Origin of the sequence: Qipengyuania psychrotolerans (genome assembly GCF_019711355.1) — a bacterium.
Classification (GTDB): domain Bacteria; phylum Pseudomonadota; class Alphaproteobacteria; order Sphingomonadales; family Sphingomonadaceae; genus Qipengyuania; species Qipengyuania psychrotolerans.
Genome location: NZ_CP081297.1, coordinates 1,269,618 through 1,285,312, shown reverse-complemented (window position 1 = coordinate 1,285,312; position 15,695 = coordinate 1,269,618). Strand labels below are relative to the sequence as shown.

General features: G+C 60.2%; 14 protein-coding genes and 1 pseudogene. 14 read left to right on the top strand and 1 reads right to left on the bottom strand.

Translation table 11 applies throughout. The features are described from left to right. Window positions 1-30: 30 nt before the first annotated feature. From K3166_RS06315 to rnr, 5 genes are all read left to right on the top strand, one after another. Window positions 31-1,653, top strand: a complete 1,623-nt coding sequence (locus K3166_RS06315) for an MFS transporter (RefSeq protein WP_221423805.1) — start codon at window positions 31-33, stop codon at window positions 1,651-1,653. Continuing rightward, window positions 1,646-2,683, top strand: a complete 1,038-nt coding sequence (gene alr, locus K3166_RS06310) for an alanine racemase (protein WP_221423804.1) — start codon at window positions 1,646-1,648, stop codon at window positions 2,681-2,683. Before K3166_RS06315 ends, alr begins: the two co-directional genes overlap by 8 nt. A 74-nt stretch (window positions 2,684-2,757) precedes the next feature. Then, on the top strand, window positions 2,758-3,300 hold the full coding sequence (phaR, locus tag K3166_RS06305) for a polyhydroxyalkanoate synthesis repressor PhaR (protein WP_221423803.1): 543 nt from the start codon (window positions 2,758-2,760) through the stop codon (window positions 3,298-3,300). A 47-nt stretch (window positions 3,301-3,347) separates the two neighbouring features. After that, window positions 3,348-4,889 (top strand): proline--tRNA ligase, encoded by a 1,542-nt coding sequence (gene proS, locus K3166_RS06300; RefSeq protein WP_221423802.1) that lies wholly within the window; start codon window positions 3,348-3,350, stop codon window positions 4,887-4,889. Between the two features lie 33 nt (window positions 4,890-4,922). After that, window positions 4,923-7,229 (top strand): ribonuclease R, encoded by a 2,307-nt coding sequence (gene rnr, locus K3166_RS06295; RefSeq protein ID WP_221423995.1) that lies wholly within the window; start codon window positions 4,923-4,925, stop codon window positions 7,227-7,229. On the opposite strand, the gene K3166_RS06290 is transcribed toward rnr, so the two are convergent. Continuing rightward, a complete protein-coding gene (locus tag K3166_RS06290; protein WP_221423801.1) occupies window positions 7,226-7,678 on the bottom strand; it encodes a universal stress protein in 453 nt (150 codons plus the stop codon). The two genes, rnr and K3166_RS06290, sit on opposite strands and share 4 nt — an antisense overlap. Window positions 7,679-7,808: 130 nt before the next feature. On the opposite strand from K3166_RS06290, the gene K3166_RS06285 reads away from it, so the two are divergent. From K3166_RS06285 to K3166_RS06245, 9 genes and pseudogenes are all read left to right on the top strand, one after another. After that, window positions 7,809-9,101: a pyruvate dehydrogenase complex dihydrolipoamide acetyltransferase gene (locus tag K3166_RS06285; protein WP_221423800.1), complete on the top strand. Its 1,293-nt coding sequence runs from the start codon at window positions 7,809-7,811 to the stop codon at window positions 9,099-9,101. Then, on the top strand, window positions 9,098-9,526 hold the full coding sequence (locus tag K3166_RS06280; RefSeq protein WP_221423799.1) for a hypothetical protein: 429 nt from the start codon (window positions 9,098-9,100) through the stop codon (window positions 9,524-9,526). Before K3166_RS06285 ends, K3166_RS06280 begins: the two co-directional genes overlap by 4 nt. Then, window positions 9,519-9,626: pseudogene (locus K3166_RS06275) on the top strand (acyl-CoA thioesterase); the annotation flags it as partial. The gene K3166_RS06280 and the pseudogene K3166_RS06275, both read left to right, overlap by 8 nt. Window positions 9,627-9,723: 97 nt before the next feature. Further along, window positions 9,724-10,158, top strand: coding sequence for an SH3 domain-containing protein (locus K3166_RS06270; protein WP_221423798.1), 435 nt, complete (start codon window positions 9,724-9,726; stop codon window positions 10,156-10,158). Between the two features lie 38 nt (window positions 10,159-10,196). Then, window positions 10,197-10,538, top strand: coding sequence for an acyl-CoA thioesterase (locus tag K3166_RS06265; protein ID WP_221423994.1), 342 nt, complete (start codon window positions 10,197-10,199; stop codon window positions 10,536-10,538). A gap of 169 nt (window positions 10,539-10,707) precedes the next feature. Further along, complete coding sequence (lpdA, locus tag K3166_RS06260; protein WP_221423797.1) at window positions 10,708-12,120, top strand: dihydrolipoyl dehydrogenase; 1,413 nt, start codon at window positions 10,708-10,710, stop codon at window positions 12,118-12,120. A gap of 22 nt (window positions 12,121-12,142) precedes the next feature. Then, on the top strand, window positions 12,143-13,999 hold the full coding sequence (locus tag K3166_RS06255; RefSeq protein ID WP_221423796.1) for a cation:proton antiporter domain-containing protein: 1,857 nt from the start codon (window positions 12,143-12,145) through the stop codon (window positions 13,997-13,999). Then, window positions 13,996-14,922, top strand: a complete 927-nt coding sequence (locus K3166_RS06250) for an aminotransferase class IV (RefSeq protein ID WP_221423795.1) — start codon at window positions 13,996-13,998, stop codon at window positions 14,920-14,922. Before K3166_RS06255 ends, K3166_RS06250 begins: the two co-directional genes overlap by 4 nt. Continuing rightward, on the top strand, window positions 14,919-15,641 hold the full coding sequence (locus K3166_RS06245; RefSeq protein ID WP_221423794.1) for a sulfotransferase-like domain-containing protein: 723 nt from the start codon (window positions 14,919-14,921) through the stop codon (window positions 15,639-15,641). Before K3166_RS06250 ends, K3166_RS06245 begins: the two co-directional genes overlap by 4 nt. The last annotated feature ends 54 nt before the right edge of the window (window positions 15,642-15,695 follow it).

Genomic DNA, 15,695 nt, shown 5'->3' with positions numbered 1-15,695 from the left:
GCTCGGGAGATCAAGAGGGGGAGCATCGTAATGTCCGCAAGTGAGGGGGTTATGCAACGGGAGCCGACCGAAAAGGAAATTCGGCTGGTGATCGCTGCCAGCAGCGCCGGCACCATTTTCGAATGGTATGATTTCTTCATCTACGGAACCCTCGCCGGATTGATTGGCGCAGCGTTTTTCCCGAGTGACAATGAAACGCTTCAGGTCCTCCTCGTGTGGGCCGGTTTCGCAGTCGGTTTCGGTTTCAGGCCGCTTGGCGCTATCCTGTTCGGCTTCCTTGGCGACCGGCTTGGCAGGAAGTACACTTTCCTAGTGACGGTTACCCTGATGGGCATCGCCACGGCGGGCGTGGGCCTGATCCCCAGCGCGGCGAGCATTGGCCTTGCTGCGCCGATAATCGTCATCGGCCTGCGCATCCTGCAAGGCCTTGCCCTGGGCGGCGAATATGGCGGCGCGGCGATCTACGTGGCGGAGCACGCTCCGCCCGAGAAGCGTGGCTATTACACCAGCTTCATTCAGGCCAGCGTGGTCGGCGGGTTTGTCCTTTCCATCATCGTAGTGATCGCGTGTCGCGCCTTCATTCCGGCGGACGACTTTGTTGCGTGGGGGTGGCGGATCCCGTTCCTGCTCTCGATCATCCTCCTCTTCATTTCACTGTGGATGCGCCTGAAACTATCGGAAAGCCCGGTGTTCCAAGCGATGAAGGAAGCGGGCGAAACCTCGGATAACCCCTTCAAGGAGAGCATGACCTATCCGGGTAATCCAAAACGGATTTTCGTCGCCTTGTTCGGGATTGCCGGGATCCTCACCACGATCTGGTACACCGCGTTTTTCTCCGGCCTGTCCTTTTTGCGCGGCCCCATGCGGGTCGAAGAAAGCACGGTCGAATGGATGCTGCTGATCGCGGGCACCATCTCGATGAGCTTTTACGTGATGGTCGGAAAATGGTCCGACCGGGTGGGGCGCAAGAAGCCGATCATCATCGGCGCAATTGCATCGCTGGTGCTCCTTTTCCCGATTTTCTGGGGCATGGGAGCCTTGGCCAATCCGGGTCTCACCTCCAGCGCATCGGCGGCGCCTGTCACGATCGCGGGCGAGGCCTGCGAATACGATCCCTTTGCAGAGGTGCAGGCAAGTTCCTGCGGCCGCGTGCTGCAGGATCTGACGGCGCTGGGCGTACCCTATTCAATTGATCCAGCGTCCAGCGCGCCCTCGGTCTCGATCGGAAGTTTCACGGGCGACTTTACCGTGCTGGAAGAAGCGGATCGCCGTGCCACCATTCAGGGCTGGCTCGAGGCGCAGGGTTACAGCTTCGAGAAGCAGCAGCTTCCTCTCCTGAGCATTCTCGGGATCATCGGCCTGCTCCTGGTGTGCGGCATGTTGTCGGCGCTCACTTATGGCTCGGTCGCCGCGCTGCTGTGCGAGATGTTCCCCGCCCGGATACGTTACAGCTCGATGTCCATCCCTTACCATATCGGCGCAGGTTACCTTGGCGGATTTCTGCCGCTGATTGCGGGATACATCGTGGCTATGACGGGTAACGTGTATTCGGGACTTTGGTACACGATCGGCATCGTAGCATTCGGGCTGGTTGTCGCATGGTGGGGCATTCCCGATGGCCCGCCGAAGGACTTTGAAGAGGCCAATGCCTGACGCACCGCCGCCGACACTAAAACTCGATATCGACCGCCAGGCGCTGGCCAATAACTGGCGCACGCTGGACCGCTTGAGCGGGTCGGCCAGCGCGGGCGCAGCCGTCAAGGCCGACTGCTACGGTCTGGGCGTCCACCACTGTGTCCCCGCCCTGCGCGATGCCGGCTGCGAAAGCTATTTCGTGGCGCACTGGAGCGAGGTCGAACCCTTGCTCAGCATCGTGCCAGCTGAACAGATTGCTGTTCTGCACGGTCCCTTGACGCATGAGGATGTCGCCTTCGCCCGCGTAACCGGAGTGCGGCCGGTCATCGACACCGTCCGGCAGGCTGCGCTGTGGCGCGACGGCGGGGGAGGGCCATGCCATTTGATGGTCGATACCGGCATCAACCGCCTGGGCATCTCACCGGCAGAGGCGGGCGATGAGGCGGTCCAGTCGCTGAAGGTCGAAGTCCTGTTGAGCCACCTCGCCTGCGCCGATGAAGACAGCGACATGAACGCTCGGCAGCTTGCGGAATTCCAGCAAGTCATTCCGCACATCAGCCACAAGAAAGCGAGCCTGAGCAACAGCGCCGGCATTGCCTTGGGCAGCGATTATCACTTCGACCTGACCCGGCCGGGTCTCGCATTGTATGGCGGGATTCCCCGGACCGAACTGGCGCCGAATATACGGCAAGTTGCATTCCCGCGTGCCGCGATAATCCAGACCCGCACGCTGCGCGCCGGCGACACTGTAGGGTACAATGCCACATTTACCGCACCGTCGGAAATGCGCGCCGGTGTCCTGTCGCTTGGCTATGCAGATGGCATCCTTCGCGCATGGGGTGGAGGGGCATTCGAACACGAAGGCCAAAAGCTTCCAATATTGGGGAAGGTATCGATGGACATGATCGTTATCGATCTGACAAATGCACCCGAACTGGGCGAGGGCGATTGGGTTTCGCTACCCTATTATCTGCCGGATGCTGCGCGGCAAACATCTGTATCACAGTATGAATTACTTACTATTCTGGGACAACGTTTCGCCCGGTGACAGGTTCGTGTTGCGCTGCACATTGTGCGCCTGCTAAGAATGATTGCAGTGCACAAACCGGGGAGTGATACTAAATGGCAAAACGGACCGCCGAAGGCGAACCGATCATCATCAAGAAGTACGCCAACAGGCGGCTCTATAATACCGATACAAGCAGCTATATTACGCTGGATGACCTGGCGAAAATGGTCCGCGACAATGTCGACTTCCAGGTGCTCGACGCCAAGAGCGGCACCGATATCACGCACACGATCCTGACGCAGATCATCGTCGAGGAAGAGAGCCACGGCACCCAGATGCTGCCCGTCAGCTTCCTGCGCGATCTTATCTCGATGTATGGCAATTCGATGCAGTCGATGATGCCCAGCTATCTCGAAGCAAGCATGGCGAATTTCCGCAAGAACCGCGAACAGCTCCAGGCTGCCTTCGCGAAAGGCATCGAATCCAATCCGCTGGCGAAGATGGCAGAAGCCAACTTCAAGATGATGCAGAATGCGGCCGACGTTCTTATCCCGGGCGCGCGCAAATCTCCCAAGCCGGGACAGGCCGATGAACTCGCCCAGATGCGTGCCCAGATGGCCGAGATGCAGAAGAAGCTGGACGAGCTGAGCAAATAATTGCAACGGCCCGCCCGCCGTTACCCAACCAGATATAGGAATTTTTCGTGGCCCAGATCCGCCATGCCTTGAACGCCCGCCGCGCCGATGATTTCGCCGCGTGGTACCAGGAAGTCATCTCTGCTGCTGAAATGGCGGAAGAATCCGGTGTGCGTGGCTGCATGGTCATCCGCCCGTGGGGTTACGGTATCTGGGAGCGTATGCAGCGTCTGCTGGATGATCGGATCAAGGCGACGGGCCACGACAATGCCTATTTTCCGATCTTCATTCCCCTCTCGAATTTTGAACGAGAGGCGGAGCATGTCGAAGGTTTCGCCAAGGAAATGGCGGTGGTTACTCACCATCGCCTGATCGCTGGCAAGGACGGGGGGCTGATCCCCGATCCCGAAGCCAAGCTGGAAGAGCCCTTGGTCGTGCGCCCGACTTCGGAAACCATCATTGGCGATGCGATGTCGCGCTGGATCCAGAGCTGGCGCGATTTGCCGCTCAAGCTCAATCAATGGGCTAACGTTGTCCGCTGGGAAATGCGCACCCGGATGTTCCTGCGCACCAGCGAATTTCTCTGGCAGGAAGGGCACACCGCCCATGCCGACGAAGCAGAGGCGCGCGAGCACACGCTGACCATGCTGGAAGTCTACCGCGCCTTTGCAGAGGAAGATCTCTCGCTGCCCGTGATCGCTGGCGAAAAGCCAGAGAACGAACGCTTCCCCGGCGCCGTCGAGACATGGTCCATCGAAGCAATGATGCAGGACGGCAAAGCGCTTCAGGCCGGCACCAGCCATTATCTCGGCACGAACTTCGCTCATGCCAGCGGCATTAAGTACCAGAACCGCGAAGGCGGCGAGAGCCTGTGTCATACCACCAGCTGGGGCGTTTCGACCCGTATGATCGGCGGCGTCATCATGACCCATGGTGATGATGACGGGCTGCGCCTGCCCCCGCGTATCGCGCCGCAGCAGATCGTGATTCTGCCGATGCTGCGTGACAAGCCGGAAGACCAGGCGCTCATCGATTATTGCGAAGTGCTCAGAGCCGATCTTGCCGCACAACACACCTTGGGCGAGCGCGTTCGCGTTCTGCTGGACACCCGCCCGGGCAAGGCCGCTGCGAAGCGGTGGGACTGGGTACGCAAGGGTGCTCCGATCATTATCGAAGTCGGCGGGCGGGACATGGAAAACGGCGTTGTAAGCTTGCTTCGCCGCGATCGCCTGTGGGACGAAGAGACCGGCAAGCCCGATTTCCAGACACCCACTCGCGAAACTGCTGCGCAAAACATTCCAGGCATCCTTGCCGAAATGCAGAGTGCAATTTTCTCCGAGGCAGAAGATCGGCGCGAAGCGAACATCACCCGCGGCGTGACCGACTTTGCCGAAGTCGAGACGTTCTTCTCCGGTACGAAATATCCGGGCTGGGTCGAGGTGCAGTGGTCCAAGCCGACCGGGGCAGAGCTCGAGGAGGTCATCGAACGCCTCAAGGCTCACAAGCTCACCATGCGAAACGTGCCCATTGGCGCGGCTGCGGTCGATGGAGCTTGCATCTTCACCGGTAAACCGGCGACCGAACGTGTGCTGTTGGCAAAAGCGTATTAGGCACTGCGTGACATGGGGGCCCTGCGTCCCCATATGGCGCACATGAACAAATATAACAGAACCGGAAGGCCTCAGGGCCTTCCGTCAGCAGAACAGATACTCGAATTTATCCAAAGCTCGCCCACACCGGCGGGCAAGCGCGAAATTGCCAAGGCCTTTGGCCTCAAGGGCCAGGAAAAAATCGCGCTGAAAAAGCGTCTCAAGGACATGGCTGAAGAAGGCCTGATCGACGGCAAGCGCACGGCCTATCACCAGATGGGCGGCGTGCCAAAGGTCGCGGTGCTCAAGGTCATCGAAATCGAGGACGGCGAACCGATCGCCGTTCCCGAGGCATGGGACCCTGACAGCAAGCAGCCAGCTCCCCGCCTGACAGTCAAGGAAGGCAAGAAGGTCGCTGCACTCAAGCGTGGCGACCGTTTCCTTGCGCGAACAGAAGAAAAGCCGCGCGGTTGGGTCGCCCATCCGATGAAGAAATTGCCTGCGCGCAGTGAGGGCCTGATGGGCGTCGTCGAGTTCGACGGGAGTGGTAAACCCTGGCTCGCGCCGGTGGACAAGCGGGTGCGCAATGCATCACCGATCGCCGATCTCGGCGGCGCCGAAGAAGGCGAACTGGTACTGGCCGAACGCGCCGGCAAGTCTGCCCGGGCAGCGGTAAAGGTCGTCGAAGTCATCGGCGACCCGCTCGCTCCGAAGAGCTTCAGCCTGATCGCGATTGCCAAACACGGCATCCCGCATATTTTCCCGGAAGAAGCGCTAAGCGAAGCGCAGGCTGTCGTGGACCTACCGCTGAGCGCTGAGAAGCGCGAGGATCTTCGCGGCATTCCGATCGTGGCAATCGATCCGGCCGACGCGCGCGATCATGATGACGCGATCTGGGCCGAACCCGACGGCAAAGGCGGCTTCCGCGCCATCGTGGCGATTGCAGACGTGAGCTATTATGTCCGACCGGGCGGGCCGCTCGACCGCGAAGCGCGCAAGCGCGGAAATTCGGTATATTTCCCCGACCGCGTGGTCCCCATGCTGCCCGAAATCCTCAGCGCCGATGTTTGCTCGCTTGTCGAGGGTGAAGACCGCGCCGCGATGGCCTGCCACCTGAGCATTGCACCTGACGGCAAGGTCACGGACTGGCGTTTCACCAGGGCGACAGTGAAGCTGGCCGCCAATATCGCTTATGAGGACGCACAAAAGGCAATCGACGATGGCAGCGCCGACCAGCATCTCAAGGATCTGTGGGCTGCCTGGGACTTGCTCTACAAGGCCCGCAAGGCACGAGATCCACTTGAGCTGGAACTGCCCGAACGGCAGGTCAAACTGAACGACCAAGGCGTGATCGAAGAGATCGCGGTCCGCGACCGCCTCGACGCGCACCGTCTGGTGGAAGACTTCATGATTGCCGCCAATGTGGCTGCTGCGAAAGCGCTCGAAGCGAAGAAGGCGCCCGTGGTCTACCGCGTCCACGAGACACCAAGCCGCGAGAAATTGACAGCTTTCAAGGAATACCTCGCAACGCAGGGACGCAATTTTGCTCTTGGTCAGGTGATCACTCCGGGTTTGTTCAACCGGATGCTCAAGGACATCAGCGAGCCGGCCGAGAAGGCGTTGATCATGGAGGCCGTGCTGCGCAGCCAGACGCAGGCCTATTACGGTCCGGCGAACGCTGGCCACTTCGGCTTGGCGCTGGGCAGCTATGCGCACTTCACCTCGCCCATCCGCCGGTATGCCGACCTGCTGGTACACCGCGCGCTGGTGGATTCGTATCACCTCGAACAGCCGAAGCCCAAAGGCGACATCCCTGCGACTTCGGGCCTGTCCGACCGCGACCGTACTGCGCTCAGCCAGATCACCGATGCGATCAGCCAGACCGAGCGCCGGGCAATGGAAGCGGAGCGGGACACTATCGACCGCTATGTCGCGGCATGGCTATCGGGCCGTGTCGGAGAAACGTTCGACACCCGCATCACAGGCGTCCAGTCCTTCGGCTTCTTCGCCACGATCGAGGCACTGGGCGGTGACGGGCTGGTGCCGGTTTCCACGCTTGGCCGCGAGTATTTCCGCTATGACGAAGCCGCCCGCCAGTTGGTGGGTGAAAACTCCGGCAAGACCTATGCCGTGGGGGACAGGCTCAAGCTGAAGCTGGCGGAATCGAATGCGCTCACCGGCGCGCTCAAGTTCGAAGTCCCTGACGGGGATGGCGCACCGATCGAGAAACGCGGTGACCGCCCGGCGCCGAAGAAGAAACCGTTCGTGAAGGGCAAGGGTGCTCCTCGCCAGGCACATCATTCAGGGCAGCGCGGCCGACCCAAGAACATCCGCCACCAGGGGCGAGGCAAGAAACGCTAGACCAGTTCGTCCAGCCGTTCCCGCGTCAAATTGCCGGGAATGAGATATAGCGGGCAGGGCAGTTCGTTGGCCCTGCTCGAGAAATAGCTGACCAGCGGATCCTTGCCTCCGTCCTTGGCTGTGCCCAGCACAAGGGCGGCGATTTCGCCGTGCTCTTCCAGATACTTGCGGATAACTTCTGCAGGCGATCCGGGACGCACGGCGATCACCGGCATCTTCCCCATTTCCCCGAAGATGTTCCCGGCAGCGCTGTTGGCCAGCACTTCGGCACGTTCACGCGCTTCCTGTTCGATGGTGGCCTGGACCCCGCCGAAAGCGTTGAATGTCTGCTGCGGAACCAGTGCAAGGATGTGCACGGAACCATTGGTCTTCTGTGCGCGCAGCGACGCAAATCGCAGCGCTTGTTTCGATTCCTCGGTTTCGTCCATCACGACCAGGTAAGTACGCATGTCCGGCTCCCCTCTCTCGCTTCAACGCCTATCCGGTAATTCGTATTCTGCGCAAGGACCTTGCGAGGGAGGCGCAATTTGGCCAGAGGTCCACGCAACAGTATTTCCAGCGAGGACGTAACGTCACCACATGCCCACGCCGATCAAGATGCCCGCCCTTTCGCCAACCATGGAAGAAGGCACGCTCGCCAAATGGCTAGTGAAGCCCGGTGACAAGGTCGAGGCCGGCGACATCATGGCCGAAATCGAGACCGACAAGGCGACGATGGAATTCGAAGCTGTGGATGAAGGCACGATTGCCAGCATCGCAGTAGAAGAAGGCGCCGAGGGCGTGAAGGTCGGCACGGTCATCGCCATGCTTGCCGAAGAGGGCGAGGATATCGACGAGGCTGCTGCTGCCGCGCCCACTGGCGGCGATGACAAGGCCGAAACCGCGCGCGAGGAAAAAGTCGAACAGGAAGAGAAGCGCGTCGAAGCACCCGCTCCTGCTCCGGCACCAGCACCAACCGGTGCAAAGAGCCATGACGGCGAGCGCATCAAGGTCTCGCCACTTGCGCGCCGGATTGCCGAGGACAAGGGTCTCGATCTTTCGAGCATCACCGGATCGGGTCCGGGCGGCCGCATTGTGAAGGCCGATGTCGAGGATGCGAAACCGGGCTCAGCTCCTGCCAAGGAAGCCGCTGCTCCCGCGCCCGCTCCGGCCAAACCCGCCACGCAGGGCGGCGATCTGGATGCGCCGTACGAAGCGCAGAAGCTCAACAATGTCCGCAAGGTTATCGCGCGCCGCCTGACCGAAGCGAAGCAAACCATCCCGCACATCTACCTCACCGTGGACGTACGCCTCGATGCGCTGCTGGGGCTGCGCAGCGAACTCAACAAGAGCCTCGAGGCGGACGGCATCAAGCTGTCGGTCAACGACCTGCTCATCAAAGCGCAGGCCCGCGCGCTGCAACGCGTGCCGCTGTGCAATGTCAGCTTCCAGGGCGACGAGCTTTACCAGTACACGCGCGAGGATATCTCGGTCGCCGTGGCCGCGCCTTCGGGCCTGATCACGCCGATCATCCGCGATGCAGGCCGCAAGGGCCTCGCGCAGATCTCCGCCGAGATGAAGGAACTTGCAGGCAAGGCGCGCGACGGCAAGCTGCAGCCGCATGAGTTCCAGGGCGGCACCGCCTCGCTCTCGAACCTCGGCATGTTCGGCACCAAGCAGTTCGACGCGGTAATCAACCCGCCGCAGGCGATGATCCTCGCCGTCGGCGCAGGCGAGCAGCGTCCGCATGTGATCGACGGCGCACTGGGTGTCGCCACCGTGATGAGCGCCACCGGCAGCTTCGACCACCGCGCCATCGACGGCGCAGACGGCGCGCAGTTCATGCAGGCCTTCCAGCAACTGGTCGAGAACCCGATGGGGCTGGTGGTTTGAAGCTACTAATCGAGGTTGGCCGATTTATAGTGACTGCGCTGGCGGTCGCGTTGGCCGTTCCTCTAAGTCTTGTAGTTTTTCCCCTGTTTTCCGCAGGGGGCTTTTCCACATCAGCCTTTTTTGGAATTGGTGCGGTGACCTTCGTTTTCTCACTGGCTGGTGGATTAGTTTTCGGACTTCCAGCTTTATGGTTTGCGCGCCAAAATCATTGGGACCAGTCCAAATGGAAGTTGGCGATCTATGGTGGGTTCATAGGATTGCTTGCCGGATTGATAACCAATGCACTGTTTTGGCAAGGCAACTTTGAATTGGTGATGCCTTCTCTTTTCCCATTTGGAATGTTCGGCGCGCTGGGTGGGATCGTTGCCGGATTGGTCTGGTTTTTGCTCCACAAGAATGACCGTTTAATAGCCAACGATGCCTGACCGCTCCCCTCTCATCCGCGTCACGGCCATGCCCGCCGACACCAACCCCTATGGCGGGGTATTCGGCGGCTGGCTGACGAGCCAGATGCCGCTGGGTGCAGCCCAGACTTCGGACACAAACACCCTTCCACATAGTTCGTAGGGGGAAAGGGCGGACATTCCGGTCGCCTGAATTGAGGAGATTTCATTTGAACCGCATGACTTTAGCCATCCCGGCACTCGCACTGGTCCTGGCAGCCTGTTCACAGGACGCCGAAGAAGCGCCTGCCAATGACAGTTACGATACTGCCCCGGTCGATGCGACCTTGGCCGCGCGGCCTGTCATGTATGGCGGCGAGGCGAATATGGATGCATGCGCGTCTGCTGGCACCGTCGGCACGCTGGACACGCAGGCCGGTAATGTCCTCCCAGTGCGTTCAGCGCCTGACATGGGCGCTTCCGAAACAGACCAGCTCCAGGCGGGACAGCTTGTCTCGATCTGTGAAAACGAAGGCGGCTGGGTCGGCGTGGTCTATTCCAAGAACGCTGCGGATTGCGGAACGGGCACGCCGGTCGCGGATCGCCGCGAATATGACGGCCAGTGCCAATCAGGCTGGATCGAAGGTTCCTACCTCACCAATGTGGCGGGTTGAGCCTCTTGGCACGTGAACTATTCATTCGCGTCACGGCCATGCCGGCGGACACGAACCCTTACGGGGGCGTGTTCGGCGGGTGGCTGATGAGCCAGATGGCGCTTGGTGCCGGTTCGCTCGCGAGCCGCGAGGGGCAGGGCAAGGCAGTGGTCGTCTCGGCCACGGACTTTGCTTTCCCCGGTGCGATGCAAGTAGGTGACGAATTGTCTGTCTATTGCGAGGTCGCGGTGACCGGGAACACCTCGATGACCATTGCCGCCGAAGCTATCTCCCGCGAACGCAATGGCGAGGCTGAGACCAAGGTGGCGCAGGGCACATTCAAATTCGTGCTACTGGATGAAGAAAATCGACCGCGCGCCGTGGCACAGCGGTGGGCATAAAGGCTGTCCTACACGCGGTGTCGCATGGCATGGGGGCAGAATGACCCGCGCCGCTGCTTTCCCATCCGAATACCTATTCCCGTTTTCTTTTGAGCGGCTCTCGGTTTTTATGCGCAAGACCGTGTTCCATGTGTTCCATCCAGACGGACTGATCCAAGGCTAATCCAATATGGCTCCTACATACGATGTCATCGTTCTCGGCTCCGGCCCCGGCGGCTATGTGGCGGCAATCCGCTGCGCCCAGTTGGGGCTGAAAACCGCGATTGTCGAACGCGAACTGCTCGGCGGCATCTGCCTCAACTGGGGCTGCATCCCGACCAAGGCGCTGCTGCGCTCGGCGGAGATCCTGCACTATGCACAGCATGCGAGCGATTACGGCCTGAAGATCGCGGGCAAGATCGAAGCGGACCTCGAAGCCGTGGTGAAACGCAGCCGCGGTGTGGCCAAGCAGCTCAACCAGGGCGTCACGCACCTGATGAAGAAGAACAAGATCACCGTGCACATGGGCGATGGCACGCTGACCGGCCCGACCAGCATCACCGTCAAGGGCGAGAAGGGCGTGGAGAAGCTCACCGCCAAGCACGTGATCGTCGCCACCGGTGCACGCGCCCGCGACCTCCCTTTCGCGAAGGCCGACGGCAAGCGCGTGTGGACCTATCGCCACGCGATGACTCCGCCGGAGATGCCCAAGAAGCTGCTCGTGATCGGCAGCGGCGCAATCGGCATCGAGTTTGCCAGCTTCTACAACGACATGGGCTGCGATGTGACCGTGGTCGAGATGCTCGACCGGATCGTCCCGGTCGAAGACAAGGACGTCTCCGCTTTCCTTGAAAAAAGCCTGACCAAGCAAGGCATGACGATCATGACCGGCGCGGGCGTGGAAGCGCTCGATGTGTCGGACAAGGGCGTCAAAGCCAAGATCAAGGACAGCAAGGGCAAGGTTGCCGAAACCGAGTTCACGCACTGCATCACCGCCATCGGCATCGTGCCGAACACGGAGAATGTGGGACTCGAGAAGCTGGCCGAGATGGACCGCGGCTTCATCCAGATCGACGACTTTGGCCGCACCAAATCAAAAGGCCTATGGGCCATCGGTGACTGCACTCCGGGCCCGTGGCTTGCTCACAAGGCGAGCCATGAAGGCGTGACTTGCGCTGAAGCCATCGCCAAGGAACTGGGCAACAAGGACGTCCACCCGCACCCGCTCGACCGCAACAACATCCCGGGCTGCACCTATTGCCATCCGCAAATTGCGTCGGTCGGCATGACCGAAGCGAAAGCCAAGGATGCCGGGTACGAGGTGAAGGCAGGCACGTTCCCGTTCATCGGCAACGGCAAGGCAATCGCCCTTGGCGAGGCGGAAGGTTTCGTGAAGACCGTGTTCGATGCGAAGACCGGCGAACTGCTCGGTGCACATATGGTCGGCGCGGAAGTGACCGAAATGATCCAGGGGTTCGTCGTCGGCAAGACGCTGGAGACTACCGAAGCGGAGCTGATGAACACGGTCTTCCCGCACCCGACCATCAGCGAATCCATGCATGAAAGCGTGCTTGCTGCTTACGGGCGGGCCTTGCACATCTGACAATCGGGCATAGGGAGGTGAGATGACCGGATTTTTGCTCCTCGCCTTCCTGATCCTTGTCGCAGGGGTCATTGCCGTCCCCTTGGCGAGCCGCTTCGGTCTGGGCTCGGTCCTTGGATATCTGCTGGCAGGCATGGCGATCAGCCCGCTGCTTGGCGCGCTCAACGTCGACGTCGATGCCTTGCAGGTGTTTGCCGAATTCGGCGTCGTGATGATGCTGTTTATCGTGGGACTGGAGCTTGAACCCAAGCGCCTCTGGGAGATGCGCGGGAAATTGTTGGGGCTGGGCGGTGGGCAGGTCGTGCTGACTACCCTTGCGATCACCGGAATCGCTTTGATCAGCGGCAATCCCTGGCAGACAGCACTGGCGATCGGTATGATCCTTGCGCTGTCATCGACCGCCATCATCGTGCAGACCCTGAACGAGAAGAACCTCCTCGGCAGTGAAGGGGGCGAAGCAAGCTTTTCCGTCCTGTTGGTGCAAGATGTTGCGGTCATCCCCATGCTGGCCCTGATCCCCCTGCTGGCAATGCCGGAATTGGCGGCGGCCGCAGCAGGGCATAGCGATGGCGGGGCGCACGGCGGCCTTGACTTCACCAAGCATATGTCCGGCTGGCTCGCGGCCGCAGTGCGAATTGGCGCAGTCGCCGCCGTAATCGGCATCGGCGTCTTTCTGGTTCGGCCCCTGTTTCGATACATCGCCGCCGCGAATTTACGCGAGCTCTTCACCGCAGCCGCATTGGGCGTGGTCATCGGAATAGCCTTGCTGATGTCCCTGGTTGGATTGTCACCTGCCTTGGGTGCATTTGTCGCCGGGGTTGTCCTGGCAACGAGCGAGTACCGCCACGAACTCGAAAGTGACATCAACCCTTTCAAGGGCCTGTTGCTGGGACTATTCTTCATCACGGTCGGTGCGGGCATCGACTTTGCCCTTGCGAGCGAACGCTTGGGCGAGGTCGTTTTGTGGGCAGCGGTGACTATCGCGGCAAAGTTTGCGATCCTGTTTGGGGTGGGTTGGAGTTATGGCCTGCGCAAGCAGGCGCTTTGGTTATTCTCCCTCAGCCTTCCCCAGGCCGGTGAGTTTGCATTTGTCCTGATCGCCTTTGCGGTCGCCAATGCGGTGCTCGGGCAAGGTCAGGCCGATCTCCTCCTTTTGATCGTGGCGCTGACAATGCTGGTTACACCGCTACTGTTCATCCTTTACGACAAGGTCATTGCCCGCGCCTATTGCAAGGGCGAGGCCCGCGAAGCCGACGAGATCAACGAGGAGAACCCGGTCATCATCGCTGGCAGGGGTCGAGTTGGCGGTATCGTGGACCGCATGCTGCAGATCGCCGGATACTCTACCACGGTGATCGACTATGACAGCGCGCAGTTGGAGATCGTCCGCAAGTTCGGATACACGACCTACTTCGGAGACGCGACGCGGCCTGACCTGCTACATTCCGCCGGGATTGAAAAAGCCAAACTTCTGGTCGTCGCCCTTGATGAACGCGAGCAAATCGACAAGCTGGTTCAATACGCGATCAAGAACTTTCCCGACCTGCACGTCACCGCCCGCGCGATTGATCGCAACCATGTCTACGATCTTTGGTCCTACGGTTGCCGGGACATCATCCGCGAGACCTATGACAGCAGCTTGCGAATGGGTCGCTCGGCGTACGAGGCTTTGGGCATGGACCGTCAGCAGGCAATGGCGGTGACAGAAGCGTTCGAGCGGAATGATCGCGCCTTCATGCCGGAGGTCGCTGATCTCTATAAGGTCGGCGTGCCTTTCCATGAGAACGAACCGCTAATGCAGAGGGTCAGGGAATTGCGCGACAAATGGGACCCAATCCTGCGAGAGCAGATGGATGAAATTCTTAAGAGAGGCCGATGACGCAAGGCACTCACAACTACGTCTCCGATGAGCGCAACGAAAATGTGATCATCGACATCAATGGCGAGCATTTTGCGCGGCCTGATGCGAAAGTCAGTGTGTTCGATAGCGGGTTCATGCTCGGCGATGGTGTGTGGGAAGGCCTACGCCTCCACCATGGACGCCTTGCATTTCTGGATCGGCATCTGGATCGTCTGTGGCGCGGTGCCAAAGCAATCCACATGGATATCGGCATCACTCGCGAAGCGCTGGAGAAGAGGCTCTATGCAGTCCTCGAGGCCAACGACATGCGAGGCGACGGGGTGCATGTCCGTTTGATGGTAACGCGCGGCCTTCGCTCAACACCGTATCAGGATCCGCGTGTCGTCATCACGCCGGCAACGATCGTTCTGATCCCGGAATGGAAAGAGCCTGCTCCCGAAACCGCCACCAGAATGCTCAAGCTGGCCACCGTGCATGTCCGCCGCGGCTATCCCGATGTGCAGGATCCGATGCTCAATTCCCACAGCAAGCTCAACTGCATCACGGCCTGCATCCAGGCCGCGCAAGCCGGGGCGGACGAAGGGCTTATGTTGGACCCTCACGGCTTTGTGGCAACGTGCAATTCCACCCATTTTTTCATCGTCAAAGACGGGGAGATATGGACATCGAGCGGTGATTATTGCTTGGACGGGATTACCCGCGGGGTCGTTCTGGAGATTGCACGCGATGTTGGAATGACAGTTCGTGAACGCAATTTTTCTCTGACCCATGTCTACGGCGCGGACGAGGCGTTCACAACCGGGACCTTTGCCGGCGTAGCGCCGGTAGGATCAATCGATGGCCGCATACTCGGCGATAGTCGGGGTCCTGTGGTGGAGAGGTTGCAGCAGCTCTATCTCGAAAAGCTATCAGGCGATACCAAAGGGCGCGCAACCCAGTGACCATACGGATTGCGATGTGGTCCGGACCGCGCAATCTCTCGACTGCGATGATGCGCAGCTTCTCGTCACGGCAGGACACTTTTGTCAGCGACGAACCGTTCTACGGGGCATACTTGGCTGAGACCGGCGATCCACAACCAATGGCCGGCGAAATCATCGCCGACATGGATACCGACTGGCAGTCTGTAACCGCTGCCCTTCAAGGTTCGCCGCCAGTTGGCCATGCCGTCTGGTATCAGAAGCACATGCCGCATCATATGGAGGGCCCGGTCGATATTCGTGCTTTTCCCGAAATGCGGCACGCATTCCTTATCCGCGATCCGATCCGGGTCGCCGCAAGTTATGCGAACAAGCGCGCGGCAATCAGGCCAGAGCATCTGGGATTGGCTCGGCAAAGAGAATATTTCGAGATTGAAGCAGAGCGAACCGGGATTGCTCCGCCCGTAGTCGATAGCGCGGATATCCTGGCAGATCCTGAGGAGGTATTGCGAAGGCTAGTGTCGGCGCTCGGCATTTCTTGGGACCCTGCCATGCTGAAGTGGGAGAAGGGGCCGCATCCCCAGGACGGCATTTGGCAATCGCACTGGTATGACAAGGTCAACGCATCGACCAGCTTCGGATCTGCGCCTGGCCCGCTCCCTGATCTCGACGAAGAGTACGCTGGCGTCGCCGAAGCATGCCGCGAGGACTACGAAGCGCTGCGAAAATTCGCCCTGTGATCCGTCATGGCGTGTTTGCGGGTCATCCCGTCGAATTCGTTTGAAACCTTCGCT